Source organism: Auritidibacter sp. NML120636 (genome assembly GCF_003185945.1).
Taxonomy (GTDB): Bacteria; Actinomycetota; Actinomycetes; order Actinomycetales; family Micrococcaceae; genus Auritidibacter; species Auritidibacter ignavus.
In genome coordinates, this window is the sequence record NZ_QHLO01000001.1 from 136,746 (window position 1) to 156,159 (window position 19,414).

The 19,414-nt window shown below is 58.1% G+C and carries 13 protein-coding genes; 9 read left to right on the plus strand and 4 right to left on the minus strand.

What is annotated here, in order from left to right:
- Positions 1-171: 171 nt before the first annotated feature.
- The 6 genes from mtrA (at position 172) to secA (ending at position 9,152) form a co-directional block, all read left to right on the plus strand.
- Positions 172-852, plus strand: coding sequence for an MtrAB system response regulator MtrA (gene mtrA / locus DCC25_RS00630; protein ID WP_255410730.1), 681 nt, complete (start codon positions 172-174; stop codon positions 850-852).
- A complete protein-coding gene (gene mtrB, locus DCC25_RS00635; protein WP_233487810.1) occupies positions 849-2,648 on the plus strand; it encodes an MtrAB system histidine kinase MtrB in 1,800 nt (599 codons plus the stop codon). The genes mtrA and mtrB overlap by 4 nt, the downstream gene beginning before the upstream one ends.
- Complete coding sequence (locus DCC25_RS00640; protein ID WP_158524693.1) at positions 2,641-4,392, plus strand: LpqB family beta-propeller domain-containing protein; 1,752 nt, start codon at positions 2,641-2,643, stop codon at positions 4,390-4,392. Before mtrB ends, DCC25_RS00640 begins: the two co-directional genes overlap by 8 nt.
- Positions 4,393-4,561: 169 nt before the next feature.
- The gene (locus DCC25_RS00645; RefSeq protein WP_158524590.1) at positions 4,562-5,329 is read left to right on the plus strand and encodes a ComF family protein; all 768 of its coding nucleotides are present in this window, start codon (positions 4,562-4,564) and stop codon (positions 5,327-5,329) included.
- Between the two features lie 125 nt (positions 5,330-5,454).
- Positions 5,455-6,153: a ribosome hibernation-promoting factor, HPF/YfiA family gene (hpf, locus tag DCC25_RS00650; RefSeq protein WP_110100253.1), complete on the plus strand. Its 699-nt coding sequence runs from the start codon at positions 5,455-5,457 to the stop codon at positions 6,151-6,153.
- Between the two features lie 236 nt (positions 6,154-6,389).
- Positions 6,390-9,152, plus strand: a complete 2,763-nt coding sequence (secA, locus tag DCC25_RS00655) for a preprotein translocase subunit SecA (RefSeq protein WP_110100254.1) — start codon at positions 6,390-6,392, stop codon at positions 9,150-9,152.
- 139 nt (positions 9,153-9,291) lie between these two features.
- On the opposite strand, the gene DCC25_RS00660 is transcribed toward secA, so the two are convergent.
- The 4 genes from DCC25_RS00660 to DCC25_RS00675 all read right to left on the minus strand — a co-directional run bounded on the left by DCC25_RS00660 (position 9,292) and on the right by DCC25_RS00675 (position 11,811).
- Positions 9,292-10,002 carry an Rv3235 family protein gene (locus tag DCC25_RS00660; protein WP_110098605.1) on the minus strand — a complete coding sequence of 237 codons (711 nt, stop codon included), beginning with the start codon at positions 10,000-10,002 and terminating at the stop codon, positions 9,292-9,294.
- Between the two features lie 65 nt (positions 10,003-10,067).
- Entirely contained in the window at positions 10,068-10,856 is a 789-nt protein-coding gene (locus DCC25_RS00665) for a LysM peptidoglycan-binding domain-containing protein (RefSeq protein WP_110100255.1), read from the minus strand.
- A 46-nt stretch (positions 10,857-10,902) separates the two neighbouring features.
- A complete protein-coding gene (locus DCC25_RS00670; protein WP_110098607.1) occupies positions 10,903-11,088 on the minus strand; it encodes a hypothetical protein in 186 nt (61 codons plus the stop codon).
- Positions 11,089-11,592: 504 nt separating this feature from the next.
- Positions 11,593-11,811: a helix-turn-helix domain-containing protein gene (locus DCC25_RS00675; RefSeq protein WP_110098608.1), complete on the minus strand. Its 219-nt coding sequence runs from the start codon at positions 11,809-11,811 to the stop codon at positions 11,593-11,595.
- Between the two features lie 270 nt (positions 11,812-12,081).
- On the opposite strand from DCC25_RS00675, the gene DCC25_RS00680 reads away from it, so the two are divergent.
- From DCC25_RS00680 to DCC25_RS00690, 3 genes are all read left to right on the plus strand, one after another.
- On the plus strand, positions 12,082-12,729 hold the full coding sequence (locus DCC25_RS00680) for a hypothetical protein (RefSeq protein WP_110100257.1): 648 nt from the start codon (positions 12,082-12,084) through the stop codon (positions 12,727-12,729).
- A gap of 7 nt (positions 12,730-12,736) precedes the next feature.
- The gene (locus tag DCC25_RS00685; RefSeq protein WP_158524694.1) at positions 12,737-14,275 is read left to right on the plus strand and encodes a P-loop NTPase; all 1,539 of its coding nucleotides are present in this window, start codon (positions 12,737-12,739) and stop codon (positions 14,273-14,275) included.
- Positions 14,276-14,432: 157 nt separating this feature from the next.
- The gene (locus DCC25_RS00690) at positions 14,433-19,343 is read left to right on the plus strand and encodes an NAD-glutamate dehydrogenase (RefSeq protein ID WP_110100259.1); all 4,911 of its coding nucleotides are present in this window, start codon (positions 14,433-14,435) and stop codon (positions 19,341-19,343) included.
- Positions 19,344-19,414: the final 71 nt, after the last annotated feature.

A 19,414-nucleotide genomic window follows, 5' to 3' on the forward strand; every position in this document is an offset into this window, starting at 1 on the left:
TCTGGGGACTCGGCCCGCTCAGACTCGGACTAGTTCATATGTTATAGGACAACTTTGCGGTGCAAACAGGGTGAGTTGCGGGGCGCGCGCATGCAACACGCCGCGGCGAAATTGGCCGGCTCGGTTATGCTGGTGGTCTGGGATCATATAGTCCGAGCCGGGAGGGAAGCGGTGGCTACACCCAAGATTTTGGTCGTCGATGATGACGAAGCCCTAGCCGAAATGATTGGTATTGTTTTGCGCAACGACGGGTTTGAACCGTATTTCTGCGCTGATGGCAACCAAGCTAACGAGATGTTTCGTCAGATCCGCCCGGAGCTGGTGCTGTTGGACCTGATGCTTCCCGGCAAGGACGGCATTGACATTCTGCGCGAGATCCGCATGGAATCAGACGTGCCGGTGGTGATGTTGACCGCTAAATCTGAGACCGCCGACGTGGTTCGTGGGCTAGAAGCTGGAGCCGACGACTATGTGCCCAAGCCCTTTAAGCCCGCCGAGTTGGTGGCCCGTGTCCGTGCCCGGTTGCGCGAAACCGACCACCGTGCTCAGGAGAGCCTCACTATTGGCGATCTGACAATTGATATTTCTGGTCATGAGGTTTCCCGCAACGGTGAACGCATTTCGCTGACACCGCTGGAATTCGATCTTTTGGCCGCGTTAGCCCGTCGTCCCGGGCAAGTGCTGACCCGCGAAACGTTGTTGGAGGAAATCTGGGGATACCGGCATCAAGGCGATGCCCGGTTGGTCAACGTCCACGTGCAACGCTTGCGCTCCAAGGTCGAAAAGGATCCAGATAATCCCGAAGTTGTTCTCACTGTTCGTGGCGTGGGCTATAAAGCCGGCCAGATTTGAGCGCAGCCTTGTCCGTCGAGTCAGAAGAAACGACCTCCGAAGCAAACACCGCCCGACCGGCAGCGCCTGAGGCCCAGCGGGCAGAAAAACCGCGCAAGAATCGCTTCCTTTCTCGGCCGTTCAAAACTTTTTGGCGACGTTGGCAGTCCTCGTTGCAGCTACGCACGGTGATGATTACCGCTTTGCTCTCGGTGATTGCCGTGCTGATCCTGGCGCTGTTCTTGACTCATCAGGTGACCACGGGTCTGTTCCAGTCCCGGTTTAATCAAGTGCAGGCCGAGGCTAATCACGGGCTGAGCCAAGCACGAGAAGTCTTTGACTCCGCGGCAACCGCTGACGAAGAATCCACGGCCTCTTTGGTCAACGACACCCTGGCAGCGTTAAGTGGCAATACCTCGGGGGCCATTGCCCGCGATTTCGTGTTGGTTCCCCTCGATGATGACGAGAACCAATTCGTTGGCTCGATGTCCTCAGCCGGCGTGAGTGAAGACATCATCACCGATGACTTGGCGAGCCAAGTCGAACAAGGCGATGGGATCTACTGGCAGTCGGTGGCCATTCCCTCTGACACCGGCGGGGCAACAGATCCGGGGCTGGCCTTCGGTACTCAGGTCGTGTTGCCGCCGGGTAACTACTATGCGTTGTATTTCATTTACGACATCTCTGAAGTACAAGGCACGCTGGATTACGTGATGAGCGTGCTCCTCATTGCCGGTGCGATTTTGATCTTGCTCAATGTCGTGATTGCCGTGGTGACGACCCGCTCGGTGGTACGCCCCATCCAGCAGGCGGCCGAAACCGCCCAGTGGTTGTCGTCGGGTGACCTCTCGGTGCGCATGAATGTCAACCGGGAAGATGAAGTCGCGACGTTGTCTCGGTCGTTCAACTCGATGGCCGACAGTATTCAGGACCAGATCACCCAGCTGGCGCATCTGTCTCAGATTCAACAGCGGTTCGTCTCCGATGTGTCTCACGAGTTACGGACACCGCTGACCACGGTGCGGATGGCAGCAGAAGTGCTCTATGACTCACGTGATGATTTCGATGCTGTTAATCGTCGCTCCACCGAGTTGCTCTATCACCAAGTGGAGCGCTTCCAAGCGTTGCTCGCTGATCTTTTGGAGATCTCGCGGTTCGATGCCGGGGCAGCCCAGGTGGCCAGTGAGTCCACCGACCTGTTGCATTTGGTCGCCGACGTACTACTGACTGCCCAGCCACTGGCCGATAATAACCAGACCGAACTATCCATTGTGCCCCAAGGGGACCAATTCACCGCAGAAGTCGATTCCCGTCGCATCGAACGCATTCTGCGCAATCTCATCAATAACGCCATTGAACACGGCGAATCGAAACCGGTCGATGTCATCGTGGCCGGAAATAAGACAGAGATTGCGATCGTGGTGCGTGACCACGGGCTGGGCTTGAGCGAAGATGAACTCGAGCGTGTTTTCGACCGGTTCTGGCGTGCTGACCCGGCCCGGACACGCACCACCGGAGGCTCCGGTCTGGGCCTGGCCATTGCCGTGGAAGATACGCGCTTGCACCACGGCGAACTCGATGTTTGGGGCGAACCCCACCGCGGCGCTGCCTTCCGTCTTGTCTTACCCCGCCAGGTTGGTGGAGAACTCGTCAAGCCCTACCCGCTGCAACTGCCTCCCGAATATGAGTGCTCGGAGCGTCGTAGCGCTTCCGAAATCGGCCCCGGCCCAGACGAACCTGCGAACGGCCACGAAATGCCAGACCGGGTGAATGAGCAAGCCTTGGTGCCACGATCTCGGAGGGGGCTTGATGACTAGAACACTCAGAGCACTGGTCGTGCTGGTGGCGTGTGCGCTGGTGCTGGCTGGGTGTTCCCGATTGCCGCAGTCTGGTCCGGTCGGAGAATCTGAAGACTTGGGTACGACAGGGGAATCGGTCACCCACACCTTTAACCCTGCCGGACCGGCCGAGGATGCCTCACCCGAGTCCATCATTAATGGGTTCATTGTGGCAGCGACCGGGGTTCAAGATGACTTCGCTGTGGCGCGGAGCTACCTGACAGACTCGGCGGCTGAGCAATGGGACCCGCTGGCCCGTACCTTGGTGTATCAAGGATCTCCGGCGGTGGTCTCGACTGAAGACACCGATACCTACACGGTGCAGCTTGAGGTTGATTCGGCGGTGGATGCACAGGGGGTGATGTCCCCGCTCCCATCGGAGACGACTGAAGCCCTGGAAATCAAGCTGACTGAGGTCGACGGCCAGTGGCGGATTTCTGAGCTACCCGACGGCATTGCCTTAGACAGCGCACAGTTCTCGGCACTGTTTGTCTCCCAAACTCTGTACTTCTACGACTTCGACTACCACAATGCCGTGCCGGATACCCGGTGGTTCCTTGACCGTCCCGGTCAAGCCACGGCCATCGTCGAGGCCTTGATTACCGGTCCAGCCAGCTATCTGGAGGGTGCTGTGGCCAACCCAATGGAGCAGGTCGAACTTGCTCGCCCATCGGTACCGATCAGTTCCGGCACAGCCTCGATCGATGTGAAGGCCGATTCGCTGGCGGGCACCAGCGCCCTACAGCGTCAACGCATTGAGCATCAATTGCAGATGACCTTGGGCACCCGGCCACGGATTTCGGATGTGAAACTTACCGTGGGGCTGGAAGATGTGGATACAGGAGAGCCTGATCCGCAGTTCCGGGAGACCCCCACGACGTATTCCGTTGGAGCTCGTCAAATTGCCATCAACCATGACACCAACCAACTGGTCTATTACCAGGGCTCCAACATCACCGAGATCCCTGGCGTTGCAGACGTCAGTAGTCTGGGGCCCCACGAGCCGACGATGAACGTGGAAGGCAACCGCTTTGTGTTCTTGAATGAGGACTCCACCCAGATGGTTGGGGCCACCAACGGGTCGGCGGTTCAGGAACTGGCGTCTGGAACCGATCTGTTGGCTCCTTCACTTGACAACAGGGGATGGGCCTGGACTGTCTCCAGCGTTGAAGATGAGCATTCCGAGGATGCTGGGGAGTCAGAGAACGCCGAAGCCGCTGTCTCAGGTGGCGAACAGACATTGCTCGCCAGCGAATTCGACGGCGAACAGGTTCAGGAAATCAGTGTCCCGTGGTTGATGGATGGGGAGATTAAAGCCGTACGGGTTTCTCCTGAAGGATCTCGGATCGCGATGATTTTAGAGCGGGACAACTCCCAGCAACTCTTTATTTCCGGTATCGTCCGCGATGATTCGGGTAAGCCGTTGGGTTTGGTGGAACCACTCGTGGTTGAAACCGCAGCCCCGGCCAACCGGGTGCAGTGGTACTCCATGAACGAGGTCCTGATCGGCGAGGTCTCCAGTAGCGAACGCGTCGAGCTGGAAATGATTGGATTGGCTGGCACCAGCGTGACCTTTAAACCCATGCTCGGTATGCGTGGCTTTTCGACCGGGGCCGGCAACGCCACGGTGTACGCCGAAACCGACGACGAGGTGTATATCCGCGTCGGGACCAATTGGCGTGCCCAAGAGGATAACGCCGACGACTTGTCCTACCCCGGCTAACATTCTCCACAGTCTCTGAGTGTAGCTGGGGTTGCAACCAGCAAAGCGCGAGACTGGGAAGATGAGATCTTTCAGGCACGAACCACCCAGGCCACCGGCGCCGAGGCCTCGTCTGACGCGATGGGCAGGCCGTCTTGATCGACTTCGCGAACACCCTGGCGCGCGCTGGGTGAGCACTGCAGGCCGTGAATTGGCCGGAATCCTCATGCCTCGCATCTGCGTCGTCTGTCAGCGCCGCGACGCCACCGCCGAGCACCTCTGTCACCACTGTCGGCAGACCGTGATGCCACAACTCCTTCATCCGGAACGTGCTGAGTCCTGGGCACCATCCCTTCCCTTTATACCCGGCACCGACCGCCCCTTGCCGGTGGTGGCAACAGGACAATACACCCGTGAGTTAGCCCGCATGATCCTGGCGTTCAAAGACCACTCCCGGACCGGGTTGCATCGGCTTCTTGCACCCGCACTGGCTAGGTCGATGCTGGTAGCCCGGGACCTGGTGTGGGACGCTGTGGCACAACAATATGGCACCAGCGCAACGCAGCTGCCGGTCGTGGCGGTGCCGATCCCGAGCTCTGCGGCTAGTTGGCGCCGTCGGGGTTTCGACCCGCTTGACACACTGGTGACCAGAGCGCCCGTGCCCGGCATCATACGCCAGCGACAGTTTTTACGACATCGTTGGAGATTAAACGCCCGCACATCGCACGCTGGTCGCACCGCGGCCCAACGAGTCACCGCGGCAGAACGAAAATTCTGGGTCAGACGCGGAATTGCGCAACAACTCACCGGGTATCCGGTGATGATCGTTGATGATGTGCTCACCACCGGGGCGACGCTGGCCGGGGCCACACGAGTTCTGGAAGCCGCGGGATGGGAGGTGCTCGCAGCAGCGGTGATCGCTACGGTTGAGAAACATTCGCACGACGATTTGAGCTAAACCGGAGATGGCAACGTGAACAGCTGGCAATCAATGGGTAGACTCGGCATTACCAACAGAGCACGGTGGTGAAGGGAGGTTAAACTTCTCTTACCACCGTGCTTGTTTTAGCTAAGGAGGACATTATGGCCATCGACATCTCCTATGTAGCCCGCGGCGCTTCCATTAAGGAATCGTTCCGCGATTATGTTGAAGAACGCCTCGAGAAAATCGAGTCCCTACTTCAAGAAGCCCAACGGGTCGAAATCAAGCTCGGTGCTCAGCCATCTCACACCGGCGCCTCCGGGTCGATGACCGTGGAACTAACCGTACATAGCCCCAAAAACGTAGTGCGTGCTGAAGCTTCCGACGACGACCAAATGGTGGCCTTCGATAAGGTATTCCATAAGATTCAGGAACGACTGCGCCGGCTACGGGAACGGCGCAAGTCTCACCGCAAACGTGTTTCGGTCCGCGAAATCACCGCCGATTCGGTGCCCGTGGACAACTCTGTGTCGTTGGTGGAACAGGTGCTAGAAGCCCAGCGCGAGGAAGCTGAGCGTGAAGAACAGGAACGGCACCTGGCAGAAAACGGTGAGGCACCGGTGACCATCCGTCAGAAGGTTTTTCCGCCAGAAAGCATGTCGCTCGACGATGCCGTGGACAACATGGAGCTACTGGGCCACGACTTCTACTTGTTCATTGATGCAGAGTCGGGACGTCCCTCTGTGGCCTACCGGCGACGTGGCTGGTCCTACGGCGTGATCAGCCTGGGTGAAGACACTGAACCTGAAGGTTCCGACGAACAAATCCGGGCTTACCGAGATCAGCAAGCTAGCGCTTAAACGTCTTGGCCCACTGAGGGTCTGTGATAGACCTCGAAGTGGCCTTGTTGCACACGCAACAAGGCCACTTTTTCATCCCTGAACTGTAGATCTTGGTCACTCATGGACAAAGCCCATACTAAGGATTCTTCCAGGTTAAACCACGTAGACTAGTCTGGTTGAATGCTTTGTTCCTGGACCTGTGACGACTTCGTCGTTGAGGGTCTGAGACGATTTGTGAATTTGGAGTCAACACTGTGGTCTCTTTCATCGAGAAGATCCTCAAGACCGGTGAGAAGAAAGTTCTCAAACGGTTGAGGGCCTATACCGATGCTGTCAACCAGCTCGAAGATGACTATCGGGACATGTCTGATGCCGAACTTCGGGCAGAAACCGATCGCTTCCGTGCTGAAATCGAAGACGGTACATCGCTGGATGCACTTTTACCCGAAGCATTTGCCACGGTGCGTGAAGCATCGTCCCGTACCTTGGGACTTCGCCACTTTGACGTGCAACTCATGGGTGCTGCTGCCTTGCACCTGGGAAACATCGCTGAGATGAAAACCGGTGAAGGTAAAACTCTAGTCGCCACAGCTCCCAGCTACCTGAACGCGTTGAGTGGTCAAGGCGTCCACGTGGTGACGGTTAACGACTACCTGGCCGAGTACCAATCAGACTTGATGGGACGGGTTTTCCGGTTCCTTGGGATGGAAACCGGCGTCATTCTGTCCAACCAGCGTCCTGCGCAACGGGCAAAACAGTATGCAGCTGACATCACCTACGGGACTAACAACGAATTTGGGTTCGACTATCTGCGCGACAATATGGCCTGGTCGCTCGACGATTTGGTGCAACGCGGACACAACTTCGCCATCGTCGACGAAGTCGACTCAATCCTCATCGACGAGGCACGTACTCCGTTGATTATCTCCGGACCGGCTCAGGGCGACGCCTCGAAGTGGTATTTACAATTCGCCAAATTGGCTCCGCGGCTGAAGCGCAATACTGACTACGAAGTGGACGAGAAAAAGAGGACCGTTTCGATCTCCGAAGAAGGTATCGATAAGGTCGAAGACTGGCTCGGAATCGACAACCTGTACGAATCGGCCAACACCCCGCTGATTCAGTACCTGAATAACGCGCTGAAAGCCAAGGAACTCTTTACCCGCGATAAGGACTATGTGGTTCTCAAAGGCGAGGTTCAAATCGTCGATGAGCATACCGGACGCGTGTTGGCAGGACGCCGTTACTCCGAGGGAGTTCACCAGGCGATTGAGGCCAAAGAAGGTGTGAAGATCAAGGCTGAGAACCAGACTTTGGCCACGGTGACGTTGCAGAACTATTTCCGCCTCTACGACAAGCTGTCGGGGATGACCGGTACGGCTGAGACTGAAGCTGCAGAGTTTATGAGCACCTATAAACTCGGCGTTGTCCCGATTCCGACAAATAAAGATGTTCAGCGCATCGATAAAAAAGACATTGTCTACGCCAGCGAGAAGGCGAAGTTTAATGCTGTCGTGGATGATATCGAGGCCCGTCATAAATCTGGTCAGCCGGTTTTGGTCGGGACCACCTCGGTTGAAAAATCTGAATATTTGTCGAAGCTGTTGGCCAAAAAAGGCGTACGTCACGAAGTGCTTAACGCGAAAAACAATGCGCGAGAAGCTGCCATTGTTGCTCAAGCCGGTCGTAAAGGTGCGGTGACGGTGGCAACGAACATGGCCGGACGTGGTACCGACATCATGCTCGGTGGTAACGCCGAATTTAATGCGGTCGCGGAGATGCAGGCACGCGGGCTCGACCCCGAAGAAAATGCTGAAGAATACGAGCAAATCTGGGACGAAGTCTTTGCTGAGCAAAAGGTGAAGACCCAGGCGGAGCGCGAAGAAGTTGTGGAGGCCGGTGGCTTATATGTGCTGGGAACTGAACGCCACGAATCCCGACGGATTGATAACCAGCTACGAGGTCGTTCCGGACGTCAAGGGGACCCCGGCGAGTCTCGGTTCTACTTGTCCCTGACCGATGATCTGATGCGACTGTTCAACCCGGGTATGGCGCGGAAGATTCTGCAACGCACCGGTGATGACGACCAGTTTGCCCTGGAATCCGGTCTGGTGACGAAGGCGATTCAGAATGCGCAGTCCAACGTGGAATCGCGCAACACCGAACAGCGCAAGAATGTCCTTAAATACGACGACGTGATGAACCGTCAGCGTGAGGCCATCTACGCTGACCGTCGTCAGATTTTGGAAGGCCAAGATCTGGCCGAAAAGGTCGAGCACTTCATCGAGGACTCCATTAGCGATGCCGTTGATGAAGCCACGGCCGGGGAACGAAGTTCCGAATGGTCCCCAGAGACGTTGTGGGAAGATCTGCGCTTGATCTATCCGGTCGAGTTGACCCCCGAAGAACTCGAGGAACAGCTCGGTGAATTGCACCGGGCGAAGCCTGCGGATTTGAAGCGTGAGTTTGTCTCCGATGCAAAAGTGCTGTATCAGGACCGCGAAGAAGAGATCGGCTCCGATAATATGCGTGAACTAGAGCGCAAGGTGGTGCTCAATTCCATCGGGCGAAAATGGCAAGAGCACCTCTACGAGATGGACTACCTTAAAGAAGGTATTGGGTTGCGCGCCATGGCCCAACGTGATCCTCTGGTCGAATACCAGCGTGAGGGCTACACGATGTTTGAAGCCATGATGCAGGCAATTCGCCAGGAATCGGTCCACAATCTGTTCACTCTCGACGTCAAAACCCAGCCACAGAAGGCTAGCCTTCCAGGCGTCACCGATTCTCGTGAGGTGACCATGGCGCCACAGCTGAAAATTAAAGGTCTGGACACTGACACACAGCCCGGCAAGTTGCAGTACACGGCCCCGTCCTCAGAAGGAACCGGGACTGCGAAAACCGAGGTTCGTCGCACAGACGACGGTAGTGAGAGGACGCAATCTCGAGCGGAGCGCAAAGCTGCCGAACGAGAGAAAAAGAAGGCCGCGAAGAAAGCCCGCGCCCAGAAAAAATAACATGTGTCGCCTCTGACGGCTTGGCTGAGGCCCGCGATCCGGTAGGGTTGCGGGCCTCAGCATGTGAGAAGTTTCGGCACTGGCGCATTTGGGATGAGTAGCTAGGTTTGGGCAACGGTGTCTGTTACCCAGGTGAGGGTTACCCCAACTCGAAATCACACACTTTCCACCTGTCGCGGTGCTTCTCAAAACGAAGTGCCATCGCCCGCAATCGGTTGCCAACAATAATGGTGGCACTGGATTCGTAGCACTGCGAAGGGGTTCGCTGTAGTCGCATTCGGTGTACCCGAACATTCATCGGTTTTTGACCGTCCGATTCCTGGGGTCGACCCTGCTGGGCGAGTTGGGCCCGAAACCTCATCTTCTCGATCATCTCCAGCGACATCCACCCTTGAAGTTGGTGGTAGCTTCGCAACCCATATTCAATCTCCACACAAGCTTGGCCGAGCACTCGGGTCATGGTTTGCAGGTGGCGTTCGGTGGCTCGACGCTGTTCTGCCAGGGCCCGTTGGGCTATCTGCCGTTGGCGGTTGGCGACCGGATCGTCCTGGGGAGTGGCGTCGGGCAACTGAGCGGGAGTCCGGTGCGAAACAGGCTCCGTGTCTGCAGGAGTTTGGTCTGGTGTGCTAATGGCCGGGGTGGACACCGTACCGGGTTTGAAGTGAATGAGCGGAGAGCGGGTGTTGGTCCACGCCGCTAGTTTCTCGTCGTGAAATCCCGTCAGCGCTGACGGGACGGGACTGACGGAGACTGAAGCTGGTTTACTGACCGGAGAATTGGACTGTCGGGGGAGTGCGCGCTGTTGGACGGACTGAGGGCCAGCAGTCGCAGAGACGGAGGGGAGCGTCATGATGGGGTTATCTCCTCATAAGGATAGGCGGTGGGAAGAACAGATCGTGGGCGGACAAAACGGGTTTAGGAGTGAAAAGGTGGGGAGGACAAAACCGTTCCTGGACTAACAGTGTGGGGGTCGGATCCGAGCACATCTTGGTTGTGGGACCACCACTGGCGCCAACGGAGATCAATTTCATGTATGGTCGCATCTGCCCCGAGCTCTTCATGGGCGATATCCCACAAACACTCACCGGTACCGACGATGACGGTTTTGCCGGGGACATCAGGGACTGCATCGGAGCTAGCGTCGTCTCCCGACGTGTCGTAGTTGAGATTGGGAATCCAGCCAGGAACAACGTCAGTCGGAGTGTGCAGTCCGGTGTGTTCACGGTCGGGAGAGACACGGGCGCTCACGTCCCAGCCGGCAATGTGCTCTCGTTGAGAAGATTCAATTGCTCTTGTATCAGACAAGGCTAAACCGTCGTGGGTAGTCTCGCCGGCGATGGCCGGCGAGGCGATGAGGAGATTGATCCCACATAACGTCGCGATGAGTCGCCGACCAGCCACGGGCACGACCTGCAAGGTCGCGACACCTTGAATGCGGTGACCGCAACGGTAGAGGGTGACTCCAAGAAGACTCACCACAGCATAGATGACGCAGAGCGCACAGATGCCGATCCCAATCACCGAGCATGCTGTGGCGATGAGGTATTCCAGGGTGGACAATGCGGTCTGCGCCGAGGTGGGGCTGATCGCAGTACTGAACCACCACAACAGCGGGCCGGAGATCACGCTCATCAGCACCAAGCAAACATCGGAGGCGCGAAGACCCGATTGACCGGAGGACGATGAGCTTTTCACCACTGCCATGGGCTCTCCTTAGGGCTTGAAAACTGTCTAAGTACCCAAAAAATTATCAAACATCATCAAACGCGGTCAATGGTGCTGAAAGGAAAATGGTGATGATTGCCACGAAAGAGGTAAGCAGGAATAATGAGGCACCATGCGCTGGGACGAATTTTTTGCTGATCTCGAACACCAAATGAGCGTGGAACTGCGGCAGGTTCGTGATGCTGAGGCCGCTGATTTTACGCGCGGTCACTGGGCGGAAACCTCTTTTGCGGACCGGTTGAGAGGACACCGGGGAGAGACAGTGCAGATGACATTTGCCGATGGAGAACATCAGCGGCTGTTGGTCTCTTCAGTTGGTCCAGACTGGATTGGTGGTCGGACGCAGTCCGGTGCAGTCGTTATACCGCAACGCGCCATAGCGGGCCTGGAAGCAGAAACGCGAACAGCTCGACCGCCGGAATCGACCTTACGAAGCGGACCGCGACTCACGAGCGTGTTGCGTCAACTAGCGCGTCGACGAGAGCCGGTGTCTATCACGGCCGGGTGGGGAAGAATTTATGTGGAAGGAACGGTCGATCGGGTGGGACAGGACTACTGCGAGGTAGCCATACATGCCCGAGACGAATTCCGCAGGCGACCTGCAGTGCGGGGACTACGGCTGATTCCCGTGGACCAGATACAAATGATCGCCACGTCTGCTGTGGCTCTCGACGACCGATAGTGGCCGAGGACAATTACGTACTGCCTCAGACAGTTAGTTCTGGTGAGCTGACTTTTGTTCTTCGATCTTGGCGTGCTGTTCGTCGTGTAACCGCTGGATGAACGCTTCAAAACGTTCTGAATCCACCCGCCATTGTCCGCGGCCCCCAATTTGAAATGCCTCGAGTTCCCCACTCTGGACGAGGTTGCGAGCGGCACCGACAGAAATCTGCAACTCTTCAGCGACATCTGGGAGGGTCAGAAAGCGTGGCATGTCACGTCCTTTCCAGCGAAGTCGTTTTAGAGGTTTAAGACCCTAAACAGGATCGCTCTCTGTTGCTCCTATTGTGACACGTTGCGTCATAGACGAGGCGAATTGTCCACATTTTTCCCTCATTGAGTGCATTCGGTCACATAAATCCCTACGGTGGACAGGGGGCCGGCACCGGCATGATCGTTTTTCGTACTCGTAGATGCCAATGGTTCTTTGCTCCCACCAACTCATGACTCAGCATCGAAAGAGACGAGACACAGAAAGACCCCCATGGCCACAGACCCTCGCCCCATCGCAGCGCGGATCCGACGTCCCGGATTCAAAGACCCCAAACTGGTGATTGGCATCCTCTTGGTGGTGTTATCAGTGGTCGCCATGGTGTTTGTGGTGCAGGCGACAGACTCTCGGCAGGGGTACTGGGCCGCCTCGGCTGACGCAGCACCCGGTGAACCGATCACCGCTGAGAATTTTACCGTGGTGCAGGCGCATTTGTCGGAAGCAGATGGACACTACTGGTCGGCCGATGAGCCGTTACCGGAGACTTTTGCAGTAACCTCCACGATTCGTCAGGGCGAGTTCTTACCCCGTGCTACGGTCTCGGAACACGACCCGGAAGATCGCCAGCAGTTCGCTATTCGGACTGCGGAAGATGTCCCCGATGCCGTGCAACCTGGCTCCCGAGTCGACTTATGGGTGTCCCAGCCAGACGACCAACGCCAAGGGTATACCAACGCCGAGCTCACCGCTGAGTCCGCCGAGGTTGTCGCTGTCGAGGACCAACGCAGTGGGTTAGGTGCCTCTTCCACGCTGACGGTCTATGTCTTGCTCACTCCTGAGCAATTACCAGCCATCATTGATGCCCAGGCAGCTTCAGCCAAGATCAACATCGTCCCGGCTAGCCCAGGTAACGAACGGTAGGAACACGATGACTGCTGTGCGTGTTGCCACGACTTTTTCAGCCCGTTTCGATCACATCGCCGCGATTGAGTCAATGCAATCTGAGGTGATGGTCTCTCACCGGTGCCGATCGGTGGCCGAACTGATTGCCCTGGCCCGTAGTGGGATGATCGATGTGGCACTGATCGCCGAGGATTATCACGAGGTGGGTCTGGAAACCACCGACGCTTTCGCCGAGTCGGGGATGGAACATCTGCGCTGGGGAGTGGTTTGCGATATGCCCGCCGAGCGTCACCGGCTCCAAGCCTTAGACATTCAGGTCATCAGGGCCGAAACCACCGGTGAAGAACTGATCGAATGGATTCAGAACCTCCAGCCCACCTTGCCACGGGCACGCGATACCGAACCCTTGAGACCTCATGAATCCCGCGATGCCACCGACCACGCATTGCGAGCCTTATTGCAAACGGATCCCACCAGTGGTGTAACGCACCAGACGGATCCAGGCCAGCAGGAGCACCCAGAGGACCTGGGTTACGGGGCGAGGTGTCAGGCCGGGAACGTCATCGCCGTGTGGGGGCCACACGGTGGCGTGGGACGTAGCACGGTTGCGGTCAACCTGGCCGTAGAACTGACGACATGGGGCAAACACGTGCTGCTGATCGATGCCGACACCCACGGCGCCAGTGTGGCCACCATGCTGGGGTTATTAGACGACTCGGCCGGAATTGCTCAGGCCTCGCGAGCGGCTGAGCATCACCGGCTGAGCGTCGAGGAACTCAGATCGCATTGCCACAGGGTCGGTGTGGGCGGTCAGTATCTCGACGTGTTAACCGGCCTGACACGACCGGACCGGTGGGCAGAGTTGCGCCCCAGCTCCTTGCAGACAATCTTTGCCCAGGCCCGAAGCGGCTGGGACCTGGTAGTGATCGATGCCGGATTCGGGCTGGAAGAAGATGAGGAGCTCAGCTTCGACATTCCGGCCCCACAACGTCATGCAGCCACGCTGAGTGCCATCCACGCCGCCGACACCGTCGTCGCGGTCGGGACCGCCGACCCAATTGGGCTACCGCGCTTGATCGGCGGGATTGAGCAGATCGGCGAAAAGCAGATTTCCGGGGAGGTGATTCCAGTGCTCAACCAGGTCAGTTCGGCCAGTTCTGGATTCAACCCGAAACGAGGCATCACCGAGGTGTGGCAACGTTTTGGGCCGCAGCTGAAGCTGGAGGTTTTCTTGCCGGATCAACCCCAGCAGTGTCGTACCGCCTTATTGCGGGGGCAGGCACTGATCGAAGTCGCTCCGAAGTCGCCGTTGCGACGCGCGGTAAACGAACTCGCGCGTCGGCTGTCGCCACAACCGCCTGACTCGCGCTCGCGACAACACACTCACCATCAAGCTCAGCATCGGCAACAGCAGTTCTCGCCGGAAGCGGGGAGACACCATGTACTGTTTGCCTCGGACTCCCACGCTCCCGAAGCGGGGCAGTGCAGACAGCAGGAGAACCAGGACCATGTAGACCAACCCCGGACCCGTCGGCAACTCCGGAGGGCCCGTCATCGCCGTTAGCTGAGAAATCTTCGTCATCCGGGATATGCCTTCCATGGAGTCTTTCATCGGCTGAGAGAACTCTCTAGGGTGGAAGATGGTTGCAAAGGCGTGACCATCTTTCTCGACCGGTCAGAGCCGGTGAAAGACCAGACCCGTTCTATTGATAGAGGACTGAATGACTCGGACACAACCGCTGTGGACAAAGGAGTCCACCGGAACGGAAGAACTCGCACAAGCCTATTTTCATGATCTCTCAGCAGAGGACCGAGAGAAACTGGGCGATGCTGATGCCCGCTCGATTCTGGACCACCACCTCGAGCTCGCTATGGCTCGTCCCGCGCACGAGGCCAGCGTTGACATTCACAATGCGGGACACGTCACCACAGTGTACGTGGTCCAACAGGATATGCAGTTCCTGGTGGATTCGGTGACCGCGGTGCTCAGTGGCTCCGGCCACGGGATTGAGCTGATCAACCACCCAATGTTCATCGTGCACCGTGACGCTGAGACAGCTGAGTTGCAGTCCGTGTTCCCGGTTCCTAGCACCGGTCCCCGCCTCAGCGGTGAAACAGCCGAAAACATCGCATCCGACGCATTGCTGGGTCCGAAAGGAACCACGGTCAGTATCGAGTCCTGGATGAGCATCCGGCTTTACGAAAAGGTTGACGAACAGGAAGTTGCAGAGCTGGAGCAACAGTTGTCGGACAGTCTGGAAGACGTCTCGCTGGTCGCTCGGGACCAGGAAAAAATGCGGACCCGGGCGCTACAGGTTGCTGACCAACTCCGTCAGCAGGCACCGACTTCAACAAGTGGTGTCGATGAGACGGCAGCACTGCTGGAATGGATGGTCAAGGGCGGATTCATTTTCCAGGGATACCGTCGCTACGATCTGGAACACACCGCCGATGGCGACGTGGTGCTGGCCGGGGAGAGTGCCAACAGCCTCGGTATCCTGTCGCGACGTCAAGGAACGGGAAGGCGGCCGCTGACCCAGTCCGGTCAGCAACAGATCCAGGTACCCAATCCGCTGATCGTGACGAAAACGAACGCCGTCTCGCGGGTGCAGAACCAGGTTCCGATGGACTACGTGGCCATCAAGACCTACGACGAGAACGGTAAGGTGACCGGAGAGAACCGGTTTATTGGTTTGTTCACCGCGAAAATTCGTACCACCCCGGTTCAGGAGCTACCTGTCGCTCGTGAAACAGCGCGGGCAGTGGTGCGGCTTTCAGGATTCGGTCCCCACTCCCACTCGGAACAGCAATTACTGGACCATCTGGAGACCTACCCTCGCGAAGAGCTCTTGCAGTCCGGCTCAGAACAGGTTTGGGCAACCTTGGAATCTGTTCTGCATATCGGCCAGCGACGTCGTAGTGCCGTTTATGTCCATCAGGATCCCTTCGGACGCTACGCCCGGGCTATGGTGTATTTGCCCAAAGACCGCTACAACACCTCAGTGCGCAAGCGCATCCAGAACATCTTGATGGATGTCCTCCACGGTGAATCCCTTGAATACCAGGTGCTCCTCGGCGAGGCAGTATTGGCTCGGGTCACCTTCCGAATCAAAATTGCCAGCCAGTACCAGGACACTGGCGTCGTGGAATCGCTGGACATGAGCCAATTGCGCCACGACTTGGCTCAGGCCATCCGGTCGTGGAAAGAAGGCATTGATATAGAAGCCGTGGCCGTCTTCGGCGAAGAGAGCGGCGTTGATGCAGCTCAGATCTGGGACGAGGCCTTCCCTCCCGGATACCGAGTCCGCTACGAGGTCGAAGACGCACTGGAGGACATCTCCCGGTTCACCGCCCTGAACGATAACGAACCCACGGTCTATGCCATCCCGGATGCTTCCGATAGCTCGCAGGCGCGGGTGAAGATCTACTCCAAAGAGTCTAAAGACCTCTCGGATGTGCTCCCGGTCTTCCGCGATATGGGGCTACGCGTCATTGACGAATACCCGTTCATGATCAGCCCGAGTGATCAACGCGAGTTCTTCCTCTACGACTTGGGGGTCCAGGCCGAACACGAACTCGACCTGACCGTGGTGTCCAGCCTGCTGGAAGAAACCGCAGCGGCCACGCTGATCGGCACCAACTCTTCCGATGGGTTCAACCGACTGGGTATTGAACTCGGACTGCCACTGGGCCAAGTCGCCATCCTGCGCGCCTACGCCCACTACCTGCGTCAGCTGTCATTCCCCTCCTCGCTCGAGTTGGTGGCCACCACCCTGCTGAACAACCCGGTGGCAACCAGCGGTCTGGTGGAACTATTCGCTACCAAGTTCGATCCGCAAGCAACCGAAGCTGAAGGCGAAGAAAGCGACGGGGAGGCCAGCCAGGCCCGGGTGGAGGCCACCGAGCAGGCCCGGGACAAGGTCTTAGCATCCCTGGACGATGTCGCCAGTCTGGACGCCGACCGTATTTTGCGGGCCTTCATCACCGTGATCGACGCTACCGTTCGGACCAATGCCTACTTGGATCCCCACAACTCCTCGGCGGCTCGTGGTGGCCCTCGCTTGAGCTTTAAGATCCTGCCGCAACGGATCAACTTCGCTCCACAACCGCGCCCGGCCTTCGAGATCTGGGTCCACAGCCCCCAGGTTTCTGGTACCCACCTGCGCTACGACAAGATTGCCCGCGGTGGTCTGCGCTGGTCGGACCGCGCTGAAGATTTCCGTACCGAAGTCCTCGGCCTGGTGCAAACTCAGCAGGTCAAAAACGGCGTGATCGTCCCGGCTGGCGCCAAGGGCGGGTTCTTTGCCCACGGTCTGCCGGATCCGTCCCAAAACCGTAACGCCTGGTTCGAAGCCGGTCGTGATGCCTATCAGACCTTCATCCGCGGTCTGCTGGATCTTACCGATAACCAGCAGTTAGGCGCCGAAGAGACCACGGTGATCACCCCAGAGCGGGTGATCCGCCACGACGGCACCGACCCATATCTGGTGGTGGCTGCCGATAAGGGCACCGCATCCTTCTCCGATACCGCGAACGCCATTTCGGCGGAATACGGATTCTGGCTGGCCGATGCCTTTGCCTCCGGCGGGTCGGTCGGCTACGACCACAAGCAAATGGGTATTACCGCCCGTGGTGCCTGGGAGTCCGTACGCTCCCATGCTGCTGCTCTGGAGCTAGATGCCGATCACGACCCGATCACCGTGGTCGGAATCGGTGATATGTCCGGTGACGTGTTCGGTAACGGACTGCTACGATCGCAGCATCTGAAGCTCATCGCAGCGTTCAACCACCTGCACATCTTTATTGACCCCAACCCGGACCCCGAGGCGTCCTACACTGAGCGTCGCCGGCTGTATGACACCCCTCGTTCGACGTGGGCTGATTACGATCGCGACCTGATTTCCGCCGGTGGTGGCGTCTTCGACCGCGGGTCGAAGTCCATTGAGATTACCGAGCAGATGCGTGAAGCCCTGGGCCTGGAGGAATCGGTGACCTCGGCGTCCGGAGAGGAGTTGATTCACTATATCCTCCAGGCACCGGTTGACCTGCTCTACAACGGCGGTATCGGAACCTACATCAAGGCCGAGTCCGAAACCAGTGAGGACGTCGGGGACCGTGCCAATGACGTGATCCGTATCAACGGTTCCCAGGTTCGGGCACGCATCATCGGTGAAGGCGGAAACCTGGGTGCAACCCAGGCCGGCCGCGTGGAAGCTGCCGCCCACGGCGTGCGCGTCAACACTGACGCGGTAGACAACTCCGCGGGTGTGGATGCCTCCGATCACGAGGTGAACATCAAGATCCTGCTGGAGAACATGATCGCCTCCGGGGATTTGACAGCTGAGGATCGCGAGGAGTTGCTGGCCTCGATGACTGATGAGGTCGGGCACCTGGTGCTAGACACCAACGCCAGCCAGAACCGGTTGCTTCGCGTGGAAGAATCGCTCAGCCTGAACTGGATGCCAGCACTGATCCGGTATGTGAGCTGGTTGGAAGAGCACGGTGGGCTCAACCGCGAGCTGGAATCAATCCCCTCCCATGCCACACTGAACCAGCGGTTGAAGGACGGCAAACCGGTCTACACTCCAGAACTGTCCATCCTGCTGGCGTACGCCAAGAACACCCTGGCACGGCAGCTACAGGAAACCGATATCGTCACCGATCCCTGGTTCAGCCGGTGGCTGGTGCGCTATTTCCCCGAACGGCTACAAGAAACCGGTGAGAATGCGATCCTGCAACACCCGCTGGGTGCCCAGATCATCGCCACCCGCCTAGCCAACCACGTCATCGATTCCGGCGGCATCACCGTCATCTTCCGGGCCGAGGAAGAAACCGCCGCGGACCTGTCGACCCTGGTACGCGCCTTCATCGTCGCCGAAGAAATCTACCAGCTACCGGCCCTGCAACAACAGATCAATGATCTTCCCGCCACGCTGGACCACCGGGTGCGGATGCAGATGTTGCAAGATGTCCGCCGGCTCACCGACCGGCTGATGCGTTGGCTGATCCACCACCAGCTCACCACCGAGCCGATGCACTCCCGTATTGAACGGTTCCAGGACACCGTGGCAGCCGTCCAACCAAAGATCGGGCAGTTGCTCACCGGCGATATGCATCAGGCGGCCACCAGCCGTGCTACGAAACTCCGCGAGGCTGGCGTCGGCGACGAATTGGCAGAGACCGTGGCAACCCTGTTCGAATCCTACAGTTTGTTGGATATCGCCGGCATTGCCGACCGGTTCGATCAGGATCCTGCCGGTATCGCACGGGTCTACTTCCACGGTCAGGATTACTTCGACGCTGAGAAGCTACTGGAGTTGATCACCGATCTGTCCCGCCGGACCCGCTGGGATGCCCTAGCCCGCGTCTCCATCCGTGAAGACCTCTACGGGTGGCTGTCAGATTTGGCCTCGGTCATCGTGGAACAGACCGCCGAGGCGTTCACCTACGACACCCACGAAGAGGTCTCAGCTGCCGTGGAAGACTGGCGGGCCCACAACAAGCGGCGTGTGCACCGTGTCAAGGGCTTCTTCGACGAAATCAGAGCGCAGTTGCAACCCGAAGAAGGCGAGCACACCGACCTGGCGATGCTCACGGTGGTTCTGCACCGTTTGCGGACCCTGATCGTCTAGGAGTACTCCCCGAGTCCGCCCCGGTTCGGTGTGACACGCCACCACTGGTCAGCCCCGCCCGTCGGTGGGGC